We start from the raw sequence: 22,441 nt of genomic DNA on the forward strand, positions 1-22,441 counted from the left end.
ATGACCACCAGGCATTTCTGTCGAGTTCTGACCTGTGCAAGGGCGACTAAGCCACCGATCCAAACCACGTCAGGGCTTTTCGCGCAGTCCTCTTTCGATCCTACGATCGGGAACGAGCCACACGAGGGCAACCAGGACGTACACGGCGAGGGACAGGCGCACATCGACCGAGGCCAGGACGATCGCCAGAGCGCAGCCCGCAATCGAGATCTTGCCCTTCTGATCGGACCCAACCGCTCGCCGTAGCTCAGACTCTCGACCCTGTGCATGGATGATCGCGGCCTGGAGGATCAGAAAGGCTCCCGCCGCCATCAGAAGCGACACGCCGTAGATCGCCGTTGGCAGAGGGGCGAAGTGGGCTTCATTGAGCCATGCGGTCGTAAAGGGAATCAGCGATAGCCAGAACAGCAGATGGGTATTCGCCCATAGGATGCGGCCGTCGACCTTGAAGGAGATTTGGAAGAGATGGTGGTGATTGTGCCAGTAGATGGCGACATACAGGAAGCTCAGCACATAGCTGAGGAAGACGGGCGCAAGGGCAAAGAGAGCATTGAGATCCGCGCCATGCGGTGCCTTCAGCTCAAGCACCATGATCGTGATGATGATCGCGATTACGCCGTCGCTGAATCCCTCCAGCCTGCTCTTGCTCATTGCACTGCCTCCTCGGGCAGGATCTCCCTATCCACTTTCCGCAGATACGACGAGCGGGACGCGGCCGTGAGGATTTGATCTCAGGTATACCAGGATTGCCCTCGCGACACTCGGGTGCATCTGCATTTCTACAGGATTGTACGTTGAAAGGTTGTCAGAGCGATCCCTCCGCAGAATGAACACCTTTTGAGCGGGCGGCTCCTGTAACCACCTTCACAGCTATCATCCGGATGTTCGAGGGTGGATCGTCGCTCATGCCGCCGATCGTCAGCTCTATGCATGTCTGGCGAGGGCGCTGAGCTGCTTGTCCGATGGTTGAAGGGCCCAATGTGGTCAACCACACGGCAAGGGAGGGACCGGCTTGTCCAGCGCCGATGATAACGGCGTCGAAAGTCTGGGTCATGGGAAAGCTCCCACGATCAGCATCACACCGAGGATCGCCACTGAATCTTCGATCAGGGCAGCAGGACGATCCTTGCCGAAGGCAGCGGCTAGACGCGCCCGCCCTTCCGCCCCTCCAAGCGTGCCAACGACCGCTCCCAGGCTTCCAGCAACAATCCCGCCGAGGAGGGAGCCACTCTTTGCGGCGATCGCCACGCCACAGAGGCCGCCCACGATGATCCGAGTGGCGAAGGGCAGGAGCAGCTTGCGGCTCGGTGTGGTCGGGAGTTGATCGGTAATCAGTTCCCCAATGGCGAGCACCGTCAGCATCCAGGGCGTGAACCAGTAGCCCAGAAAGGCAAGCCAGGTTCCCTCAAGATTGAGGAATCCGAAGTAGGCGGCCCAACTTACCGCGGCCGGCGCGGTCATGGCGCGAAGGCCTGCAATCACGCCAATCAAGAATGCTAACACCATAAGAACCATCGATCACCTCCATCACTGTCAAGACTTATACCTCGGAGACCGTGCAGCGTCGGAACTGCCGGTAGACCGAGCTCCACTTGTCGAAATTGTCGTGCAGATCACGCCACGGCGAACCCGTCCGCGCGACTCAGAACACCGCTGCCGTCCCGCCGGCCAAAGCCGTCAGGAATGAACGCCGCTGCGGCCTGCAGCAGTAGTTGTCATGCATGTTTGCCCCCATCGGCTTACGGAACTGTTGACGGAAGCAGAGCGGTCCTATCGTGTGGCCGGCTTGATTGGGAGGACCAGTTCCTTCTCAGCGGTGTCAACCACGAAGACGGCCAGCAGCCGCGCCGGCTCGGTCGCGCTGGCGTTTGCGCTGACGAGGTGGCGATCGCCCGGAGCTTCCGACCAGCTTTCGCCGACTCGGTAGGTCTTGACAGGTCCGTCGTTGACCTGGCTTCGGATCGCGCCGTCCAGGACTGTGGCATAGATGAAGGCCGAGGGTGGGTGTGTATGGGCCTCGTTGGAGCCTGCAGGCCCGTACTCGACCAGAACGCCCTTCATGCTCTTGCCTGGCACGTTCGGAAGCTCATGCTCGTAGACGAGCGTGACCTTCGCGGCTTGTCCGGTCTCGTGAGCGCCGGCGGCGCTGGCGGTTAGGAGCAGCATGACGGCTCCGCTGCAGAGTGTCTTGATCATTGTGGATGCCTTTTCTGCGTCGGCCCGATTGTGATGGCGGGCGCTCAGGCGGCCTTGGCTCGGGACGCGAACCACTGGTCGAAATCGATCTTGCCGAGGCGCGGATTGTCATCCGAAACCAGCGTGGCCTCGTCGAGCTTGGCTCCGGAATACGGAACATCCGCTGAGGCTTCGACCGCGCGGGCATCGTCCGTCGCCGCCAGATACTCCGCGATCAGGTCACGGATGGTGAACCGCTCCGGGCCGGCGATCTCGAACGTTCCGTTACGGGGTGCGGCCAGCGCCACCTCCGCCATGACGTTGGCAACGTCGTCAGAGGCGATCGGCTGGATCAGGGCGGCGGGCACAACTACCTTGTCCCCCACTTCCCAGGATTTGACCAAGAAGCCCAGCAACTCGAAGAACTGTGTCGAATGGACAATGGTGTAGGGGACACCGGAATTCTTGATCAGTGTTTCCTGAGCCAGCTTGGCTACGAAATAGCCGCTCGCCTGCAGACGCTCCGTTCCAACGACGGACAAGGCCACGTAATGCTTGACCCCGTTCGCCCTCGCAGCGGCGATGAGATTGTCCGTCGACTTCTGGAAGAACTCGAGAACGGCGGCATCCTCCCAGGAGGGTGAATTCGACAGGTCGACGATGACCTGCGCGCCCTTCAGGGTTTCAGCGACTCCTTCGCCGGTTACCGAGTTGAAGCCGCTTTGCGGTGACGCGGCAACCACCTCATGCCCAGCGCTGCGTAACCGTACAACTGTCTTCGAACCGATGAGGCCGGTTCCACCGTTGATGACGATCTTCATAGCCGATCTCCAGAAGCGAAGCTTTTATGAAGGTGTTTGAAGCATGCATGCTTACCAAAGATCGTGCTATTGGCCCGGTGGCGTGGATACCCACTCGAAAAGTCTACGATGCCTATACCGAAGTTTAGGTTTCACTCGGTATGGGGCCGCCTCCTGGCGACCTTAAGCATCAGCCGGACCTTCCTCATCGTCAGCTGGAATGTCCCTGTTGGGTAGTGCGGTCTGGAGGCTCTGAAGGAGGGCATCGTCAGTGACCGGCTTCGTCAGATACGCATGAGCCCCTCCCGCGAGTGCCCGGCCTCGGGTCAAAGGATCGGTTACGGAGGTCACGACGATCACCGGTATGGTCGAACCCTTTGTCTTGAGGCGCTGCAGCAGGTCCAAGCCGCTCATGCCAGGCATTCGGATATCGGTGATGAGGCAGTCGAACCGGCCGGGCGCATCGGCGGCCAGGAAGGCTTCAGCCCGGTCGAAGACGTAACAGGTGTACCCCATGACCAGAAGAAGATCGGAAAGGGCATCGCGGATAGCTTCGTCATCATCCACGACCGCAATGACAGGCGGATTGAACACGCATGTGACCTTTACTGCTGCAGCCCGGCAGGCCGACGTCTCCGAGGCTGCGCTCAATCACGACGCATGGAAACCATACCGAGGTCTAGGATTCACAGCTTATCGCGAAGGTCGGTGGGCAGCGTCTCCCACGCTCGGATCAGCTCGCCGACGGACGCTGCCTGCATCTTGCGCATGACATTACCGCGATGGAGCTTGACCGTGATCTCCTTGATGCCCAGATCGAAGGCGATCTGCTTGTTGAGCCTCCCCCGCGCCACCTCCCGCATGACCTGCCGCTCGCGCTGTGTCAGAGTTACGAAGAGATCGAAGTGTTGCTTGGCGCGGCGGGTAGCCGCCATCTGCTCAACATCCCTCTCGATGGCTACTGTTACCGCGTCAAGCAGGGTCTGGTCGCGGACCGGCTTTGTGAGGAAGTCGACGGCTCCGGCTTTCATGGCCTGGACCGTCATCGGGATGTCGCCATGGCCGGTCAGAAAGATGATCGGCTTCGGGTTGCGCTTCGCTGCCAGCTGGTGCTGAAGATCGAGGCCGCTGGCCCCGGGCATGCGGACGTCGAGCACTAGGCAGCCAGGGCGGTCGGGGAGCTCCGATTCCAGCAATTCGCGAGGGGACGCGAAACAAACCGCATCGAGGCCGATGGACAGTATGAGCTCCTGGAGCGCAGTCCGGACTTCCTCATCGTCGTCAACGATGAGAATCAGCGGGCGATCTGCTTTGGCGTTGGGCGTGATCATAGGAATGCCTCCTGGTTCCCCGAGGGCAGCGAGGGCGGAAAGGCGGCCCTCTGCTGTCCGGGCGTCATGGCGCCATTTCCCCTTCAAGTGGCAGCGTGAAGCTGAACGTCGCCCCTTGTCGCTCGTCGTTCTCGGCCCACAGGCGGCCGCCGTGAGACTCGACAATCGATCGGCAGATCGCCAGCCCCATGCCCATGCCATGGTCCTTTGTCGTGAAGAATGGTTCGAACACCTTTTCGGGAAACTCGATACCGCGGCCGCGATCGCTGATATCGATCTGAACCTCATCCCCTCGTCGGTGCACACCTACTGCGAGAACTCTGTCGCCTGCTACAGCATCCATGGCTTCCATGCCGTTGCGGAAAAGATTGACAAGAACCTGCTGAACCTGGACGCGATCGAGCGCGACAGGCGGAAGGTCGCTTTCGATCTCAACGTTCATGCGAATGCGGCGCCGCGCCGCCTCTTCGGCCATGAGGTTGTTCGCCTCGGCGATGACGCTCTCGAGCGTCGTGTTTGTCCTCGCCTTCACGGAGTGCTTGAACAAGGCGCGGATGTGGCTCACGACGTCGGCGGCGGAATTGGCATTATGGATGATGCGTTCTACCGTTTTCTGCGCACGCTCGAGATTCGGAGGGGCCGACGAGAGCCAGCGCCGGCATGCATTGGAGTTGGCGACGATCGCGGCCAAGGGTTGGTTCACCTCATGTGCGATAGCGGCTGAAAGCTCAGCAAGGCTTGCTGCCTGGCTTGCTCGTGTAAGGCTCTCTCGCGCCAGATGCAGCTCTGCCTCAACACGGACCTGATCGTCGATGTCGTGCGAGAGGCCAAACCACTGGACGATGCGTCCACTCTCATCCCGTAGCGGCTCGGCGCGGCCCGACATCCAGCGGTAGACCCCGTCCACGCGACGGATGCGGTAGTTGAGAGAAAAGCTCTCGCCGGTGGCCAAAGAGTGGGTGAGTGCTTCCTTCAGCCTGGTGATGTCGTCGGGATGGAGGAAGGTCATTATGGTGGCCTCTAGGCGATTTATCCCCGGCTTGTCGAGGTCCCCTACATTCAAGCCGCAGAACTCGATCAGGCGCTTGCTGAAGAAAGTCGGCTCGCCCTCGGGAGACAGCCGCCAGAGCAGGCTGGGGACCATGTCCACGAGCTGCGAGAGCTCCCGCTCCCGGGCGTGCAGCGCTTCCTGTGCTCGCATCCCATCATCGACGTCGATGGAGATCACATACCATTGCACAATCGCTCCACTTTGATTTCGCACCGGTTCCCCGCGGGTATCAACCCAGCGATACGCGCCGTCGGCACGACGCATACGGTACTTCATGGTGAAGGGTTCGCCGGTGGCAAAGGAATGGCGAGCTGTCGCCAGCAGGCTGGCGGCATCATCGGGGTGGACGAGGGACTGGATGGCTGCCGCCAGACGGCTCATGCCGGGCTTATCCAGGTCGGCCAAATCTCCCAGTCCGAAGAAGTCCAGCAACCGCTTGTTGAAGAAGGTCGGCTCACCTTCGGGCGTCATACGCCTGATATGGACCGGGACCATGTTCACGAGCTGCGACAGTTCCCGTTCCCGGTCGTGCAAGGCCTCCTGCGCGGTCACCAAGTCGTCGATGTCGACGCTCACGCCGTACCACTGGATGATCTTGCCAGAGTCGTCGCGCAATGGCTCCGCACGGCTCTCGACCCACCGGTTGGGGCCGTTAGATCGGCGCTGACGATATCTCCCCACGAAGGACGCGCCCGTCGCGATTGAGCGTGCGAGCGCCTGATCAACCGCGTCCCGGTCATCCGGATGGACGACCGTCAAGGACCGTGACCCGTCGGGCGCGATCAAGTCCTTCAGAGTGACGCCAATGACATCTGTAGCCCGCTTGCTGAGGTAGCACGGTATTCCTTCCGGGGTCGTACACCAGATGATAGCCGGCACGGTGTCGATCATCTGCTGAAGCTGTTGCTCGCTTTGCCGCAACGCCTCTTCAGCGTGCATCTGATCGTCGATGTCGTGACAGAGGCCGTACCACTGGACGATCTCCCCGTCCTGATCTCGCAACGGCTCCGCCCGGCTCGACATCCAGTGGTAGACGCCATCGGCTCGGCGCAAGCGATACCGCAACGCAAAGCTTTCGCCTATGACGAGGCACCGCTGGAGGGTGTCTCTAAACGCCCCCGCGTCCTCCGGATGGACGGTCTCCAGGACCGCCTCCAGTCGGCTCAAGCCCGGCTTGTCGGTATCGCTCACATCCAAGCCGAGATAATCCACCATGCGCTTGTTGAAGAAGGTCGGCTCACCGTCGGGTGTCAGGCGCCAAACGTGGCTTGGGACCATGTCGACGAGCTGCGAGAGTTCCCGCTCCCGATCGCGCAACGCCGCCTCGGCCCGCTTTTGATCCTCAATATCTATTGTTGTGCCGTACCATTGAGTAATACGTCCTTGGCTATTCCGTGAAGGGCGCCCCGAGTTTCGAAACCAGCGATAGGCACCATCGGCACGCCTCAGACGATGCTCTGTGTCATAATGATCACCGGTTTTGAGGCAATGCCGCCATCGGGCGGCGACACGATCGTAGTCGTCGGGATGGACGAACCGACGCCAGCCAAACTCATCCTCGTCTTCGGAAACATTGAGCTCTTCGGACGCACTGCCGAGGAACGCCAGGGTACTTGGACTAACGTAGGTGAACCTACCGGCGGCGTCCGCCGACCACGCGAAGCCGGGCATGCTCTCAAGAATTTGCAGCGCACGCGCGTTATCGGAGACGGTTTCGGTTGATGATTGAGACGCTCTCATCATCGGCTGCTCCTGCCGAACAAAGAAAGCCTGGGGCCTGTCAGTGCTGAATATAGCACCTGTCCCCGAGTTTTGGGCGGGCGAACTCATGCTCGCACCCTGGACTCGCCACCGAAGCGCATCTCTCTGACCATTGAAATTGTGTAGCGTAAACTACCTGAACATGGCCATGCCCCTGTTGTATAATTGCCAGATTCAGCTCGTCCCATCATGATTTGGTCACATATGCGATATCGGCAATCACTCGAGCGGTTTTGCCATTAAGGAAACGCTTGGGGGCTAAAGGCATGCTATTTGTCCGAGTGAGGTCGAACTCCGTTCAAAAAGAGCTCAACAGCGGAGGCGACTGCCGCTCGCATTTCTTTGTCTGACGGCGGCCGGCGGAGGCCGAGAATGACCTGCAGATGAAGGTTGTCACGGATCATGCCGACAAAATGCCCGGCTAAGCGCAGGCAATCGTCGGCTCGGATGTCCCCCCGCTTCTTGGCAATCTCCAGCACCTCGGCCAGTTGGGTCGTGGCGCGGCCCGGCCCCTGTTCGTAGAACGATTTCACAAGATCAGGAAAGCGATTGGCTTCGGTAACAGCCATTCGATAGATGCCGATCAGGGTTGGCGACATATAACCACCCATGAGATGCCGACCGAACGCTGTCAGCGTCTCCCGCAAATCCCGACCCTCGATCTCCTCGACCGCCAAGGTTGAGAGCACCTTATCTGCGTTTTCGGTGACGATGGCCGCGAACAGGCCCTCCTTGTTGCCGAACTCGTTGTAGATGTTGCGCTTCGAGCCGCCGGCGCGTTCGATGATCGCGTCAATGCTTGTCGCCGCATAGCCTTGCTCAAAAAAGACCTCGGCCGCCGCTTGCAGAAGGGCTTCCCGGCGGGTGCTTGGCCGTCCTGACTTTGCTGCTACTGCAGGCATCGAACCTCCCATCACTATCTATGTCCTTGACTGGTAACGCTCGTTACCCTATGTGTCAATGGTAATGAGCATTACCGAACCGAGTAACGCAAATCAGCAAAGCTCCTTACCCCACCTGTTCCGGCTCAGATCGAACGAGCTGGTCCAGGCGTAACTCCCATTGGAGCGCGCTTGGCAGAGCGTCCGCGTCAACCTCGCGGGAAAGGCTCTGCTACCGGAGATTAATGATGAATAGATTGGAAACCCCGCCCATTGAGGTGTCTAGGGCAGGGCTGAATGCGGACGAGATCGAGCAACGGATCATCCGCGCGTATGTGCAGCTTGCCTGCCGTCCCCGCGAGAGTGGGGAATCCCGCAGCCTGACCGTGGTTCGCCTGCCTCAGCTGAACGTGCGGTTGACGGAGGCTTCACCCGAGATACAGGGCATGCCGCTGTTCTGGCTGGAAGTGTATCCCGACGGCAGCCTTTCCGTGATCGACAGCTGCGGATTCTCGGATTTGGACGAGGACGAGCTGGCCACGGCAGTCGAGATGATCATGAGCGCAGGACTTCGGGCGCACGATCATCGTCATCAATAGCAGTCCAACCCCATCAGATCGAAGACGGACACCGCCGCCAACGAGCAGCCGCGGCGGCCCCGCACGTACGTCTGAGAAACCCAAACCACAGGAGTAAATCACATGCGACTTGTCATCATCGGCGTCGGCTTTGCCGGCATGTACGCCGCTCTGTCCGCGGCCCGCCTGCGCGACCTCCAGGGTGTTTCGCCCACGGAACTCGAGATCGCCCTGGTCGCACCGGAGCCAACTCTGGTGGTTCGGCCGCGGCTCTACGAACCGAAGCCCGAAACCCTCACAGCTCCTCTCCAGGGGGTCTTCAAGGCCATTGACGTGGTCTACGTGCAAGGCAACATCGAGACTGTCGATACAGCATCCCGCGTTGTGGAAGGCGTGACAGCCAACGGCATGCGGGGAAGTCTCTCCTACGATCGGCTCGTCATAGCGACCGGCTCGCGGCTGTTTCACCCAGACATTCCTGGCCTCGGCGAGCACGCCTTCAGCGTCGACCAGCTCGACGACGCGATCGCGCTTTATCGACACCTGCACAGTCTGGCTGATCGCCCCGCATCGAAGGCGCGCGATACGGTCGTCGTTGCCGGCGGCGGGTTCACCGGCATCGAGGCGGCAACAGAAATGCCGGCGCGGCTTCGTGCGATCCTCGGCGAGAATGCTAAAACACGGGTCATTATCGTTGAACGAAGTGACGTCATCGCTCCTGACATGGGCCCACGTCCTCGCCCCATCATCGAGGAGGCCCTGCATGAGCTCGGCATCGAGGTCCGTCTCGGCGCCGGCGTCGCAGCCTTGCATGAATCCGGCGTCACGCTCTCTGACGGTGAGCACATTGAAAGCGCAACCGTGATCTGGGCCGCCGGCATGCGTGCCGCACCGCTGACTACGCAGATCCCCGCCGAGCGCGATAATTTCGGTCGGCTGCTTGTCGATCGCAATTTGCGTCTGCCATCGCAGCCAAGCGTCTTTGCCACCGGCGATGCCGCCCGGGCCGCATGCGACGATCTCGGCAACTACGCGCTGATGTCGTGCCAGCACGCCACGCGGATGGGAGCTTTTGCGGGCCACAATGCTGCGGCTGACCTGTTGGGTGTTCCGACCAAGCCCTATCACCAGAAGACATACGTCACCTGTCTCGACCTGGGCGAAGCCGGCGCGATCTTCACGCGAGGCTGGGACCGAAAGGTGGAACTGGTCGGGGCGGAGGCCAAGAAGACCAAGCAGGAGATCAACACCGTGTGGATTTATCCGCCGCCCGCCGATCGTGCCGCTGCGCTCGCGTCAGCCGATCCGGAGCGTGTCACGGACCTCTAGGTGCTCCTCACCATAGACCGCGCTCTGCCTCTGAGCGCGGTTCACCTCCTAACGACCAACCTGGAATAATCGACGATGGACCAACGCACTGTGCGCGGGACGGCGTTTGCCATGCCGCTGACAAACCCTGCTTTTCCACCCGGCCCCTACCGCTTCATCAACCGCGAGTACTTCATCATCCAATACCGGACGGATCCCGAGGCGCTGCGCCGGCTGGTACCGGACCCGCTCGAGCTTGCCGAGCCGGTGGTGAACTACGAGTTCATCCGCATGCCGGATTCAACCGGCTTCGGCGACTACACTGAAAGCGGTCAGGTGATTCCAGTCTCCTTCCAGGGCAGGGCCGGCACTTACACCCATCAGGTGTTTCTCAACGATCACCCGCCAATCGCCGGTGGGCGCGAGTTGTGGGGCTTTCCCAAGAAGCTGGCGCAACCGACCCTGGCGGTGGAGACCGATACGCTGGTCGGCACGTTGAACTACGGCTCGGTTCGGGTCGCGACCGGCACCATGGGCTACAAGCACCGCGCCCTTGATCCCGCGCTCGAAGCCAGCAAGCTCGCCGCACCCAATTTCCTGGTCAAGGTCATCCCCCACGTGGATGGTACGGCGCGGATCTGCGAGCTGGTGCGCTTCCACCTCGAGGACATCACCGTGAAGGGCGCCTGGACTGGGCCGGCGGCGCTCGACCTGTTCTCGCACGCTTTGGCGCCTGTCGCCGAGCTGCCTGTCCTCCAGGTGCTTTTGGCGAAGCACATTGTTGCCGACCTGACCCTTGGGCTTGGCACGGTGGTCCACGATTACCTGTCTCCCGATCGATCGGCACGTGGTGACATTGCCGCCTTGGCCGAAGCGACAGCTGGCTGGCCTGGAAACATCCGGAAATGACGGAGTTTGGATAATGCTGAATATGATGCACGATTCGATCAGCCCCGGGGCACCGCAAACCAAGTCGCTGCCATACGAGGTCGTGGCCTTGGTGCTGCAGGGCGGCGGAGCTCTTGGAGCCTATCAGGCCGGGGTTTATGAGGGCTTGCACGAGGCCGGCATTCGGCCGAATTGGGTGGCGGGTATCTCGATCGGAGCACTCAACGCTGCCATCATCGCCGGTTCCCCCGAACCTGAGCGCGTAGAGCGACTGCGCGAGTTCTGGGAAACCATCTGCGCCACCCCGGTGGAGTGGCCCGCGGGCCAAGGGCTGGCTGACGCCATGCCCTTTGCATTCGACGTTCGCTCGATGCACAACGCCGTTGCGGCGACGCGAGCGCTTCTGCAAGGCCAGCCCGGCTTCTTCAAACCGCGCTTTCCGCTACCCTTCTGGTCGCCCTTTACGGGCGATGCTGCGACGAGCTTCTACGATACGTCCCCGCTGCACCAGACGTTGGAGCGGCTTGTCGATTTCGACCGGCTGAACTCAGGCGAGGTCCGCGTGAGCGTCGGTGCTGTGAACGTCAGTACCGGGAATCTCACCTATTTCGACACGGCCGAACAGCCGTTGAGGCCGAAGCACTTTATGGCTTCCGGCGCTTTGCCGCCGGGCTTCCCAGCGATCGAAATCGACGGCGATCATTACTGGGATGGCGGCGTGGTCTGGAACACACCTCTTTCGCACGTGCTGGCCGACGAGCCACGGCGTGAGACGCTGACCTTCCAGGTTGATCTCTGGTCGGCCAAGGGGCGTATTCCCAACGACATGATGGAGGTGTCGAGCCGGTATAAAGACATTCAGTATTCGAGCCGAACGCGTGCCATCACCGACCAGGTGAAGCGGATGCAGAAGATGCGTCAGGCTTTGCAGCGAACGATCGACAAGTTGCCGGAGAGCGCAAAGGACGATCCAGAGATCAGCGCTATCATGGATATGGCCCGCCACTGCTCTTACAACATCATCCACCTGATCTATCAGTCCAAGATCTATGAGGGCCACTCCAAGGATTATGAATTCGGGCTGAACGCCATGCGCAGTCACTGGCAGAGCGGACTGGACGACATTCGCCGCACGCTAGCCGATCCACGGCGTCTGGATCCGCCGCCACCGGATCTCGGCATTGTAACGCATGACGTACATCGCGGCGATTGAGCAGCGACAGATCTCATTGGTCAGGATCAGGACCTCGAAAGGGAATTCCATGTTGAAGGGGAAGGTAGCGATCGTCACCGGCTCGACCAGCGGCATCGGGCTGGGGATCGCCAACGAACTGGCCCGGTTGGGCGCAGACATCATATTGAATGGCCTTGGCGATGCCGACGAAATCGAAGCGACCCGCAGCGGACTCGTACGCGACCACGGCGTGCGCGTTGTTTACGACGGCGCCGACATGTCGGACGGGGAAGCCGTGCGCGAACTGATCGCCACGACAGTCGAGACGTTCGGGCGTGTCGACATTCTGGTGAACAATGCCGGAATCCAGTTCACTGCGCCGGTGGAAGAATTCCCGCCCGCCAAATGGAATGCCATTCTGGCGATCAATTTGTCAGCCGCGTTCCACGGCATTGCGGCAGCCGTGCCCCGGATGAGGAAGCAGGGTTGGGGGCGGATCGTCAACATCGCCTCCGCCCATGGCCTCGTCGGTTCACCCCATAAGGCCGCCTATGTTGCAGCCAAGCATGGGCTTGTCGGTCTGACCAAGGTGGTTGGCCTCGAGACTGCCGGCAGTGGCGTGACCTGCAATGCCATCTGCCCTGGCTGGGTGCGAACGCCGTTAGTCGAAAAGCAGATCAGCGATATCGCCGCAGAGAGGCATATCAGCGAGAAGGAGGCGACAAAGGAGCTGCTGGCGGAAAAGCAGCCGTCCCTGACCTTTGTCTCTCCAGCTCAACTCGGCGGCACCGTTGCCTTCCTGTGCTCGGATGCTGCCAGCCAGATCACCGGCGCGGCAATCTCCATCGATGGCGGCTGGACCGCACTGTAGCTGGAAATGGCTATGGTGCCTCGCGGACGCGAACTGACCTGAGACACCTAAACTTCAGTATAGTCGTCGTAGACTTATCGAGTGGGCATCCACGCCACTGGCTCAATAGTGCCGCCTCTCCTGTGCAGGTATCCTTCTGGAGCAAGCGGTAACCTGTCCTTGACTGGTAACTGACATTACCGTATAGGTCAGTGGTAATATGTATTACCGGAGGGCGCCATGGCGCAGCTCAGCAAGAAGAAGCGGATCGGCATCCTGTTGTGCCTTGGCGCCGGTGTCGTCACGGCGGCCGGTTGGGCTTGGGCCCGCTCAAGCGACGAGACATCGACCGACAACGCCTACATCCGCGGCGACGTGACCTCGCTTGCCCCAAAGGTTGCAGGCTATGCCATGGCGGTCGAGGTTGAGGACAATCAACCCGTACGAGTAGGAGACGTCTTGTTCCGGATCGACGATCGGGACTACCGCGCCCGGCTTGCGCAAGCCGTGGCCAATATCGAAGCGGCCCAGGCCCGCCTGACCAATGTCGATGCGGAGACCGAACTCCAGCACGCGCTCATCCGGCAAGCCGAAGCCCAGAAGCAATCGGCCGTGGCCGAGTTGAACCGCGCGACCAAGGCCTCGGACCGCCATCGTCAGCTGATCCGCAGCAATGCCGTGAGCCAGGCCCAGATCGATGAAAGCGACGCGGTGCGATTGCGAGCAGAGGCAGGAGTCACAGCGGCCTCCGCAACGGTCGAGGCTCAACAGCGGCGCATTGGTGTCCTTGTGACCCAGCGTGAAGCGGCTGTGGCCGCGGTGGCGCAGGCCCAGGCCGCACGCGATCTCGCCCAGATCGATCTCGACAACACCGTGGTTCGGGCGCCGGTCGGCGGCGTGATCGGCAACCGCCAGGTCCGCGTCGGCCGGCTTGTCGCGCCGGGCGCTGCCCTGCTCGATATCGTTCCGGTCGCCGATGTTTGGATCGTGGCGAACTTCAAGGAAACCCAGCTCGAACAGATCCGGCCCGGTCAGCGTGCCCGGATTTCCGTCGATGGCTATCCGAACGAGGCGCTTGAAGGTATCGTGGACAGCTTCGCGCCTGGAAGTGGGTCTGCCTTCAGCCTGCTTCCCGCAGACAATGCGACAGGAAACTTCGTTCGCGTCGTCCAGCGCGTCCCGGTCAAGATCCGGTTTGCCAACAATCCGTTGCCCGGCCGGCTCGTGCCCGGCCTGTCGGCGCGGGTCGAGATTACTGAAGGAAGCGGCTCATGACTGCGGCCGTCGTCGCCCTGCCGAGCCGCGACAAGCCTGCGACTGGAATCCTTCTTGTCACTGGGATCGTGCTGGCGGCTCTGACGGAGGCGATCGCCAGCACTGTCCTGTCGCTCGGGTGGGCCGACATCATCGGCGACACCTATGCTACCCCGGATGAGTTCGCCTGGCTCGATGTCGGCTACACTACACTGCGCTCAAGATGATCGGGTTCGTCGCTGCTCCCTGGCTGATGACCCGGATCAATCTACGCAGCCTGATCATTGGGGCGACCCTCGTGATGGGCGCGGCCTGTGGCCTGGCGGCCTTCACGGCTCGCCTGGACCTGTTGATCACGCTTCGTATCTTCCAGGGTCTTTCCGGCGGTATTCTCCTGGTTGCGGGCCAGGCGATCATCTTTCTCGCCTATCCGCGATCCTATCAGCCGATCCTACAGGCTCTGTTTGCCATGGGGTCCGTCGTGGCCCCTGCGACAATCGCGCCAGCTCTCCAAGGCTGGCTGCTCGATAGCCACTCCTGGACATGGATCTTCTTCAGTGTGGTTCCGCTAGCCATGGCGGCTGCCGGCCTCCTGCTGATGGTCGATGGCCCAGATCCCATCAAGGCTACGCCGCGTCCGTTCGACTGGATCGGCTTCTCGCTGATCTCCACCACCCTGTTGTGCTTCACTTATGTGCTCAGCCAGGGCAGCCGGTGGGACTGGTTCGAGGAACCGCGCATCCTGTGGCTGACCGTGATTGGCACAGCCACCCTGCTGGCCTTTCTTGGTCAACAAGTCATGACCAGCCCCCGCGGCCTGCTCAATTTTACTGCGTTTCGATCAGAGGATTTTACCTTTGCCTTCATCGTCAGCTTTGTTGCCGGCGCCGCTTTGTTCGGAAGCGCGTTCCTGATCCCGTCCTTTGCCGTGTCCGTCCTCGCGTTCACGCCGACCGATGCCGGCCTACTCTTGTTGCCAAGCGGCGCCCTTTTTGTCGGAGCGCTCCTGATCGCCGCTTTCCTCTTCCAGGTGCGCCGTGTTGCTCCATTCGCGACTGTACCGTTCGGCATTCTGATGATCATGGTCGCGATGTGGATGCTGTCTGGCTCGACCAGTCAAAGCGGCGCGGACGACATGATGGGCGCCATCCTGCTGCGCGGCCTGGGCCTCGGCTTCCTGTTTCTGTCGATTACCCTGATCGCCTTCAGCACTCTCAACAGCGCCAATCTTGCCTCCGGCATCGGGCTCTTCAATACGGGCCGTCAGCTTGGCGGTCTCATGGGGGTTGCCGGGCTCCAGACCCTGATCGAGCACAACGTCGTGGGCAACCTCGCGGTGCTCGGCTCCCACGTCGCAGCCGGCGTTCCGGCGATCAGTGAGCGGTTAACGGCAACGACGGCCATGTTGGTGGCAAAAGGCATGGACGCCGCAGCGGCCAGCCGTGCTGCCATGAGCCTGCTGGGCCGGGTCGTTGCAGGTCAGTCGACCTTGATTGCCTTCGATACGGCGTTCAATGCGGTCGCAATACTCTTCCTCATCGCCGCGCCGTTGTTGGTCACCATCAAGGTCGGCCTGCACCGGTACGCGAAGGCGCAAGCTGCGAAGCCGCTGGGGACGGTTGAGTTACATCCCCGGCCACCGGTCAAACAAGAGGCGGAGACAATCCCGCTTCAGGCGTTCGGCTGAATCTGCATTGGCCGAGACCAACAACGAGCTTCCCCTTGCGGGACGCCCAACGTGCGAACCTGTGCCCCCTCCACGCAGGCTCCATGAGCATCCCGCCGGGCCCTGGCCGCCGCAGCCAGGGCCCACTCGTAACTATGTCACGAATATCTAGGATGGATCATGCTCGACAACATACCTCCCGCGGGTGACGGGCGAACCCCTGATCTCCAGATCATCCTCAAGAGGCGTCAGATCGTCGACGGCGCTCGCCAGATCTTCCTCCAGAGCGGCTATGCGGAAGCCAGCATGGACGAGATCGCCGCTAAAGCGGGGGTCTCGAAGGGCACGCTCTACAACCATTTTGACAGCAAGGATGACATGTTCAAGTCGCTGATCCATGCGGAAGCAAAGCGACTTGCACGCGACCTGCCATCCCCTGACCCGGAGGATCCCAATCCAGCCTCTGCTCTGACGCGGATTGGGATTGCAATTCTCCAGATCCTGGAAGTCCCAGCGACGGTGGCTACCCTACGCCTGGTCATCGGTGCCCTTGGCCGGTTCCCCAATCTGGGCGAGGAGTTCCTCATCCAAAGCCTTGGCCCAACGGTCGAGCGGATCGCGGAGTACCTCGATACTCATGTGGCCCCCGGCGACATTCAGATTCAGAACACCCGTTCCGCAGCGGAGCAGTTCGCGAGGTGGTGTTTGGCGTATGCGATGGAGGGCGTCCTCATGCCTGATCAGCCCCGGCAGACGGAGGCAGATTATGCTGCTTGGGTAGAGCAGGTGCTGCGTGCCTCAAGCATCTCAACTGGTGCGCATGAGCATGCATGATGTCCCGTTGGCTCCCGCTCATCGCGTTCTTCCGCTAGCCGGACAACCAGATAACTGTCTATTCGCTCGTACCCGAGTGAATGGCTGGCGTAGTGCGTTGGCCGCCGGATGCCTGGTCGGCTCATTGCTCGTCGGTCCCTCTGTCGAAGCGGATGAGTTCGACCCTTTCGTCGTCTATGAGGAGGCGAAAGTTCTGAACGATCAATGGCAGGTCTGTGCCGCATCTGCCCTAAAGGGCAGGCTTCAGGCGAACCAGCCGGCAGAGCAACTTGCAGAGCAAGCACTTGATCGGTGCCGTGCCAGACAGGACAGCCTAGACCGCTTTCTGGTCAAGAGAGTTGGGGAGAGAAGTGCCAGCAATGTGATGGCGCTCCTACGGGAGAAGTATCAATCCGGCTTGATTGCTGCCATCACAGAACTGCGGACGCACGATTAGGCCAGTTCGGCCGCTCACGGTGGGGCGGGTAAGCACGATGCTGCTCAACCGTCAGAGTTCACCACCGGATTGACCCGTAGGACCCAACGATCCGGCACCTAAACATTCTCACTTGAGCTCTCGGGTTGCTTCAAAGGGCGATCCGTTATGTTCGGGATTGGCCATAACCAGGAAGTTAGAGTGGATCTGGCACTTGCCCTCAGAGCTTTCGTTCGTACCGTCGAACGCGGCTCGGTGACCGCTGCGTCAAAGGACCTCGGCGTATCGCAACCTGCCGTGACAAAGCACTTGCGCAATCTCGAAACCCACGTTGGTGCGCGCCTGCTTGAGCGGTCTTCGCGTATCGTCCGGCCGACACCGCTCGGACTGACGCTCTACGAAGGATGTCAGCCTGCGCTTGCCTCCATCGAGGCCGCTCTCGAAGGTGTGCGGCGCAATATGGGATTGATCGAGGGCCTGCTTCGGGTCCACGCGCCAACATGCATCGGAGCCAAGCATCTTCACTCCATCGTCATGGCGTTTCAGGATCGGCATCCAACCGTCTCGATCGACCTGGTTCTCGAAGATCGTGTTGTCGATCTCGTCTTCGAGAACTATGACCTGGGGATCAAGTATGGCCGCCCCGATGGGCAGGGCCTCATCATCAGAAGCCTGGGTCATGTCCGGCGCATCCTGGTCGCATCGCCTGCCTTTCTGACCTGCCACGGGCCAATCGACACGCTCGACAGGCTTGCAGGTATCGATTTAGTGACGACCGCGGCGGTGTTATCCCCACACGACACCCTCTTCGTTCAATGTGGTCACAAGGAAGTCGAAGTAGGCGTTCGTGCGAACCTTCGGACAAACAACGCTAATGTGATCGTGAACTCTCTCCTGTCAGGCAGGGTTGCTGGACCGGTCCAGCATCTACTCGTCCGTGACGAATTGGAGAGCGGCAGCCTCGTCCGCACTCTTCCCGAATATGAGATCAGGTCACATGACCTCTTCATGGCGTACCCGTCTGTTCGCTTCATGCGCCCTGCCGTCAGAGCATTCACCGAGTTCGTGGTTCCGCGCCTGAAAGCCGTTGAGGGCATCGACCCGCTCAAGCAGCCGGCGGCATCGTGAAGCCTGACTATTCCTCGCAGTTATGATGCATATGAGCGCATCGGCAATAGACTGACGGCTCCTCTCGACGTTACGTGCAGCCCGATCTTGAGGAACTGCCAAGCAATGTTGACGAGACGGGCCGTGTTGGCGATGGGGTCTGCTATGCTCACAGGGTGCGTTTCAAGTCCTGAAACCGCCGTAATGGAGCCAGCAGAACCAAGAATCGATCCCTTCTATTCGCAAATGTATGCTGCCTTGGATGATGAACCATACCCGGTTCAGGACGTCGATCTCACGCAAGTTGACCCGAGATTCTGGCGCCGTGAGGTTTCCTACTCCACGGCGGAACGACCCGGCACCGTGGTTGTCGATCCCGGCGAACGATATGCCTATCTCGTTATGGATGGAGGCCGGGCGATCCGATATGGCGTTGGGGTCGGCAAGGAGGAGGCTTTCAACTTTCAGGGGAGCGCCTCGGTCGGGCGAAAGGTGCAATGGCCGCGTTGGACGCCAACGCAAGATATGATCCGTCGAGATCCAGAACGCTATGCGAAACATGCGGGCGGTCTGCAGGGCGGACCTGAAAATCCCCTGGGTCCGCGGGCTCTCTATCTGTATAGGGACGGACAGGACACTCTTTACCGGCTTCACGGCACTGTTGAGCCATGGACAATCGGCACGATGGTCTCTTCTGGCTGCGTTCGCTTCCTCAACCAGGATATCATCGACCTCTATCGCCGTGTTCCGGTCGGAAGCAGAGTAATCGTCTTGCCTGCAATAGAGCTCGCTAAGTCCCCGCTTGCCACTGGTTGATAGCCAGGATGGGATAGATCAGCATGATGATGTTGAGGGTGAGGTTGTCCCGGATCCAGTACCCGACGATCAGTTCCATGAGTAGAGCAGCCGCTACTGTTAACCAGACGGGCCAGATACGGGCGAGCCAAAAGCCGAGGATCATGGCGCCGACATCCATAACCGAGTTGATGACACTGTCACCGTAGTAATTGAGAGCGATATTCGTCGCCCGGTAGCGGTCGATGACGGTGTTCGTGTTCTCGGCGATCTCCCATGCGCACTCGACCCCGAGAGCCATCAGGAGCGCTATGCCCAGCGGCAGTGGTCGCCCTCGCACGGATCCAACGAGCCACGTTCCGCCATAGAACAAGAAACCGTGGATGATGTGGGACGGAGTGTACCAGTCCGTCAGGTGCTAGGAATTGCCCGAATCCTTGACTGTCCCGTGCCAGAGCTCAATCGTCCCGCAGGTGCAGATCGCCGTCCGGCCCATGGCGAGCAGGATCCCGGCCGTGACCCCAATCAGGCCCAGGACAAGAGCGGTATAAAGCGTGGTCCGGGCTCCAGAAGGCTTATCCACCCCGGGAGCTGAGATGCCGGCACCATGTGCTCCTTGCAATGACGTCATCTTGTCTCGCCCACCTCCAAGTGTGCTCATCAGATTGGCCGTCTACCTGTCGACTGGCTCTAGCGTCGAGGTCGCGGCTCTAAACACGAATGCACCGGGTCCAGCGTAGCGTCTGGCCAGCGGGTTTTCGATCTGCGCTTGAAACTTCGAGTAGAGCGCCACCATTGCGGTGAAGCGTGCATGTTTGAAGCTGTCGGTCGTCGTCAGCTCCGAGATGTCGATCACGCGGGCGCCGTATCGCCTGGCCGCAGCCTGAACCCATGGATCGTGGACATCGTCGGCACCGACACGCCGGCCACCGGTGATGATGCGAGACAGGGTTAAAGCACTGTCATCGCTCGAAACCAGCAGGGTGAGTGGACGAGGAAGCCGGCCGATGATCTCGAGTTGGCGAACCATGTCGACGACATCGATATCAGGAGCAGCCAACACGACATTCGAAAACCGCTCGATCACGGCTCGCCGACGCTCGCGGCTCATTTTTGCCAGCGTCTCCATTGTGAGCCATCCTCCCATGCTGTGAGCCAGCAACACGACCCGCGCGTTCGGCTCCTCAGCGAGAATTTCGATAGTCCGGGCAAGGCCATCCGTGGATGCTGCGGCAGCGGCTCTGTCGGCGCTATAGCTCAGCGGCTTCCCCTGGGACGGCCAAGCGAACAGCACCGCGACCCGGTTGTCGTGAGCATCCGCGGCAATCTGCGCGAGCCGATAAACCGTTTCCTGGAAGCTGTTATTATATCCGTGTACGAAAAGCCGGATGGGCCGCCCGTCGCCTTTCGTGCCGGCGATGCCGGATCGGAATTCGGCTTCGGACAGGCGCGTCGCGTGGACTGTAACGAAGTCGGTCATCGGATCAGGCGGATCACTTGGCCACTCGATCATATCAGCTTGGTGGGTCGGTGGAATCGAGATCACGTAACGGGCAAAGCGAAGTGTCTGCGATTGACCGCTGCTGAATGCAGTTCCCGATCCGGGCTCCGGCGTTCGCAGGGTCGCGACAAAGATGGTGACGCTCCTCTCGCCCCACTTCGCTCTTGCGGGCTGCAGAACCTCGGGTCCAGGTCGTGTGACACACGCGCCCAGCGCAACCACGATTGTGGCGACCATGATCCAGCAAACCGCGTGGGCTGACCAGCCTGCGATGACATGGTTCGTCTTTGCTCGGTCAAGAACCACCTGCCAGTCCTCCAATTGGCATTGGATCAAGTGCCTTGAAGCAACTGCCGCTCATGCGTTTCAATGCTCCTACAATCATCTTTCAATATCGGAAAGCGACCGGCTACCGACCAAAAGGCGATACTCTCCTATGCCGAAGCATAGGGTATCCTTTGCGCTTCGATAGTGCGCCTAGCACTGGGTCTAGCCACCCTAGGCTTAGGCACAGCCCAACCAGTGGATTTGCTCCGCTTAAGTGGAGAGCGGTTTGACGCAACCTTCGTTGATCCAGACCTCAACCAAGCTCTCGTCGAGGAACGCTTCAACCTCTATCCATTACTTTCTCTCCTTCCGAGCATTGTCGTCGTGCAGTTGCGCCGGATGATCTCGATCACGGTCTCGGTGGTGCGGTCGAGATAGCTGCGCCCATCGGCGAGCCGTGCCGTCGGGCTGATGTAGCTCTGCGGGCCGATGTGGGCTGCCGGATCGAGCGAGTGCACCGTGATTTTCCCGGCGTCCAGGGCCCGGTTCCAGGCGCTGCGCCGCCACAGGCGCCAGCGCTGGGGGAAGAGTCCGATGCCCACCCGTTCGATCCAGTCCTTCGTGCTGGTGAGCCGATACAGGTGGAGCGCATGCGTGAGGTCGTTGGCGCCGTTGTGGAAACCGCCGAGCGTGATCAGCCACAGGGGGGCGCAAAGCTGAGTGAAAAGCTCCTCAACCGCGCCGGTGGCCACCTGGGCGCCGCCGCTGTAGCAGAGCAGGACGACCGGCATGCCACTGGCGGGCTCGTAGCCTGCGAGCCGGAGCTGGTCGGCGATCTGGGCGCCCACTGCCCGGTTGTACAGCGGGCGGTATCGGCGGTCGGCGGCCACAAAGGTCTGCATGACATTGTGCAGGAACAGCATGATGCCGACGTGCCGCCGGAGCCAGTCCCACACCGGGCGCCCTACGAGCGGGTCCGCCAGGGGCGAGTAGGGCTGGATCTGGCCCAGCACGCGCAGCTCCGGTGCTCCGGCGATGACGGCCTTGACGAATTGGCCGCCGTCGCGCGTATCGGTGAAGCGGCGCTTGCCGATCCCGTCCAGATAGACCACGTAGGCGTCCGGCGGTCGCCTTGGATCGGCCCCCCTGGCGTAGGGCACCTCGGGTGGGAGCGTAGCGACCGGTCCGCGCCGGCCGATGGTGTAGAGCATCAGCTCGTAGCGGGCGAGCAAGCCCTCGGCGACCAGGACCGGGCCGAGCGCCAGGAGGACGACGAGCAGGAGGAGCTCGCTCATACGATCGCCTCCGGCTCCCGCACGCCCGCGATGATCCTCGCGATCAGCCGCCGGACCACCCCGACCGTGGCGGCGAGCCCGACCCCCGCGACGGCGATGCACCCGGCCGCGGTCCACCAGCCCAGTCCCGACGCCGCGGCGAGCGGACCGGCCAGCCCTGCCCCGACACCGGCCACAAGCAGGATGTGCAGGAACGGCCCAAGGAGCGGGAACGCGAGGACGGCGGTCAGGAGTAGCGGGGCGACCAGGGCGGGTGTCCAGACGAGCCCGGTCGTGCCGGTCAGCGGAGCCGCGTCAGGCGCCATGACCGGCTGAATCAGGTCGGCGATGGTCCACGCGGCGAGGGGCCACAGCGCGATCATCGTGCCCTCGACGACGGTGCCGGTCACCATCAGCCCGGCCACGAGCCGCGGGGACAGGTTGGGTCTGCGCGCCACCAGGGGCAGCACCCGCCCGGCACTCTCGGACAGTCCAGCGAGGACCAGCAGGACAACGACGGTCGTCGACATG

21 protein-coding genes and 3 pseudogenes are annotated in these 22,441 nt (G+C 61.2%); 11 read left to right on the forward strand and 13 right to left on the reverse strand.

What is annotated here, in order from left to right; genetic code table 11:
* Positions 1–69: 69 nt before the first annotated feature.
* The 9 genes and pseudogenes from JO965_RS38395 to JO965_RS38430 form a co-directional block, all read right to left on the reverse strand.
* Positions 70–651 (reverse strand): TMEM175 family protein, encoded by a 582-nt coding sequence (locus JO965_RS38395; RefSeq protein WP_203446015.1) that lies wholly within the window; start codon positions 649–651, stop codon positions 70–72.
* Positions 652–1,050: 399 nt separating this feature from the next.
* Positions 1,051–1,515, reverse strand: coding sequence for a DUF4126 domain-containing protein (locus JO965_RS38400; RefSeq protein WP_203446016.1), 465 nt, complete (start codon positions 1,513–1,515; stop codon positions 1,051–1,053).
* A 34-nt stretch (positions 1,516–1,549) separates the two neighbouring features.
* Positions 1,550–1,642: pseudogene (locus JO965_RS48595) on the reverse strand (transposase); the annotation flags it as partial.
* Between the two features lie 128 nt (positions 1,643–1,770).
* On the reverse strand, positions 1,771–2,166 hold the full coding sequence (locus JO965_RS38405; RefSeq protein ID WP_246777207.1) for a cupin domain-containing protein: 396 nt from the start codon (positions 2,164–2,166) through the stop codon (positions 1,771–1,773).
* 74 nt (positions 2,167–2,240) lie between these two features.
* A complete protein-coding gene (locus JO965_RS38410; protein ID WP_203446018.1) occupies positions 2,241–2,996 on the reverse strand; it encodes an SDR family oxidoreductase in 756 nt (251 codons plus the stop codon).
* A 162-nt stretch (positions 2,997–3,158) separates the two neighbouring features.
* Positions 3,159–3,569, reverse strand: a complete 411-nt coding sequence (locus tag JO965_RS38415) for a response regulator transcription factor (protein ID WP_246777133.1) — start codon at positions 3,567–3,569, stop codon at positions 3,159–3,161.
* A 92-nt stretch (positions 3,570–3,661) separates the two neighbouring features.
* Positions 3,662–4,306 (reverse strand): response regulator transcription factor, encoded by a 645-nt coding sequence (locus tag JO965_RS38420; RefSeq protein WP_203446019.1) that lies wholly within the window; start codon positions 4,304–4,306, stop codon positions 3,662–3,664.
* A gap of 64 nt (positions 4,307–4,370) precedes the next feature.
* Positions 4,371–7,100, reverse strand: coding sequence for a PAS domain-containing sensor histidine kinase (locus JO965_RS38425; RefSeq protein WP_246777134.1), 2,730 nt, complete (start codon positions 7,098–7,100; stop codon positions 4,371–4,373).
* Between the two features lie 287 nt (positions 7,101–7,387).
* Positions 7,388–8,020 carry a TetR/AcrR family transcriptional regulator gene (locus JO965_RS38430; protein WP_203446021.1) on the reverse strand — a complete coding sequence of 211 codons (633 nt, stop codon included), beginning with the start codon at positions 8,018–8,020 and terminating at the stop codon, positions 7,388–7,390.
* A gap of 236 nt (positions 8,021–8,256) precedes the next feature.
* Between JO965_RS38430 and JO965_RS38435 the strand changes: the two genes are divergently transcribed.
* The 11 genes and pseudogenes from JO965_RS38435 to JO965_RS38485 all read left to right on the forward strand — a co-directional run bounded on the left by JO965_RS38435 (position 8,257) and on the right by JO965_RS38485 (position 18,889).
* Positions 8,257–8,598: a hypothetical protein gene (locus JO965_RS38435; RefSeq protein WP_203446022.1), complete on the forward strand. Its 342-nt coding sequence runs from the start codon at positions 8,257–8,259 to the stop codon at positions 8,596–8,598.
* Positions 8,599–8,700: 102 nt separating this feature from the next.
* Entirely contained in the window at positions 8,701–9,906 is a 1,206-nt protein-coding gene (locus JO965_RS38440; protein WP_203446023.1) for an NAD(P)/FAD-dependent oxidoreductase, read from the forward strand.
* Between the two features lie 75 nt (positions 9,907–9,981).
* Positions 9,982–10,794 (forward strand): acetoacetate decarboxylase, encoded by an 813-nt coding sequence (locus JO965_RS38445; RefSeq protein ID WP_203446024.1) that lies wholly within the window; start codon positions 9,982–9,984, stop codon positions 10,792–10,794.
* A gap of 22 nt (positions 10,795–10,816) precedes the next feature.
* Positions 10,817–11,986, forward strand: a complete 1,170-nt coding sequence (locus JO965_RS38450; protein ID WP_246777135.1) for a patatin-like phospholipase family protein — start codon at positions 10,817–10,819, stop codon at positions 11,984–11,986.
* A 49-nt stretch (positions 11,987–12,035) separates the two neighbouring features.
* Positions 12,036–12,818, forward strand: a complete 783-nt coding sequence (locus JO965_RS38455) for a 3-hydroxybutyrate dehydrogenase (protein WP_203446025.1) — start codon at positions 12,036–12,038, stop codon at positions 12,816–12,818.
* Positions 12,819–13,037: 219 nt separating this feature from the next.
* Positions 13,038–14,072, forward strand: a complete 1,035-nt coding sequence (locus JO965_RS38460; protein ID WP_203446026.1) for an HlyD family secretion protein — start codon at positions 13,038–13,040, stop codon at positions 14,070–14,072.
* Positions 14,069–15,738 (forward strand): annotated as a pseudogene (locus tag JO965_RS38465) (MFS transporter). The gene JO965_RS38460 and the pseudogene JO965_RS38465 overlap by 4 nt, the downstream one beginning before the upstream one ends.
* 159 nt (positions 15,739–15,897) lie before the next feature.
* Positions 15,898–16,551 (forward strand): TetR/AcrR family transcriptional regulator, encoded by a 654-nt coding sequence (locus JO965_RS38470; RefSeq protein ID WP_203446027.1) that lies wholly within the window; start codon positions 15,898–15,900, stop codon positions 16,549–16,551.
* On the forward strand, positions 16,538–16,987 hold the full coding sequence (locus JO965_RS38475; protein WP_203446028.1) for a hypothetical protein: 450 nt from the start codon (positions 16,538–16,540) through the stop codon (positions 16,985–16,987). Before JO965_RS38470 ends, JO965_RS38475 begins: the two co-directional genes overlap by 14 nt.
* A 180-nt stretch (positions 16,988–17,167) precedes the next feature.
* Positions 17,168–18,094, forward strand: a complete 927-nt coding sequence (locus JO965_RS38480) for a LysR family transcriptional regulator (RefSeq protein WP_203446029.1) — start codon at positions 17,168–17,170, stop codon at positions 18,092–18,094.
* Between the two features lie 132 nt (positions 18,095–18,226).
* Positions 18,227–18,889 (forward strand): L,D-transpeptidase, encoded by a 663-nt coding sequence (locus tag JO965_RS38485; protein ID WP_246777208.1) that lies wholly within the window; start codon positions 18,227–18,229, stop codon positions 18,887–18,889.
* Here JO965_RS38485 and JO965_RS38490 read toward each other — a convergent pair.
* The 4 genes and pseudogenes from JO965_RS38490 to JO965_RS38505 form a co-directional block, all read right to left on the reverse strand.
* Positions 18,864–19,466, reverse strand: a pseudogene (locus JO965_RS38490) (DUF2585 domain-containing protein). The gene JO965_RS38485 and the pseudogene JO965_RS38490 overlap by 26 nt on opposite strands.
* 75 nt (positions 19,467–19,541) lie before the next feature.
* On the reverse strand, positions 19,542–20,675 hold the full coding sequence (locus JO965_RS38495) for an alpha/beta hydrolase (protein WP_246777136.1): 1,134 nt from the start codon (positions 20,673–20,675) through the stop codon (positions 19,542–19,544).
* A gap of 308 nt (positions 20,676–20,983) precedes the next feature.
* The gene (locus JO965_RS38500) at positions 20,984–21,931 is read right to left on the reverse strand and encodes a hypothetical protein (RefSeq protein ID WP_203446031.1); all 948 of its coding nucleotides are present in this window, start codon (positions 21,929–21,931) and stop codon (positions 20,984–20,986) included.
* Positions 21,928–22,440 (reverse strand): hypothetical protein, encoded by a 513-nt coding sequence (locus JO965_RS38505; protein WP_203446032.1) that lies wholly within the window; start codon positions 22,438–22,440, stop codon positions 21,928–21,930. Before JO965_RS38505 ends, JO965_RS38500 begins: the two co-directional genes overlap by 4 nt.
* Position 22,441: the final 1 nt, after the last annotated feature.

The organism is Microvirga sp. VF16 (genome assembly GCF_016864375.1).
In the GTDB taxonomy this organism is placed as follows: Bacteria; Pseudomonadota; Alphaproteobacteria; order Rhizobiales; family Beijerinckiaceae; genus Microvirga.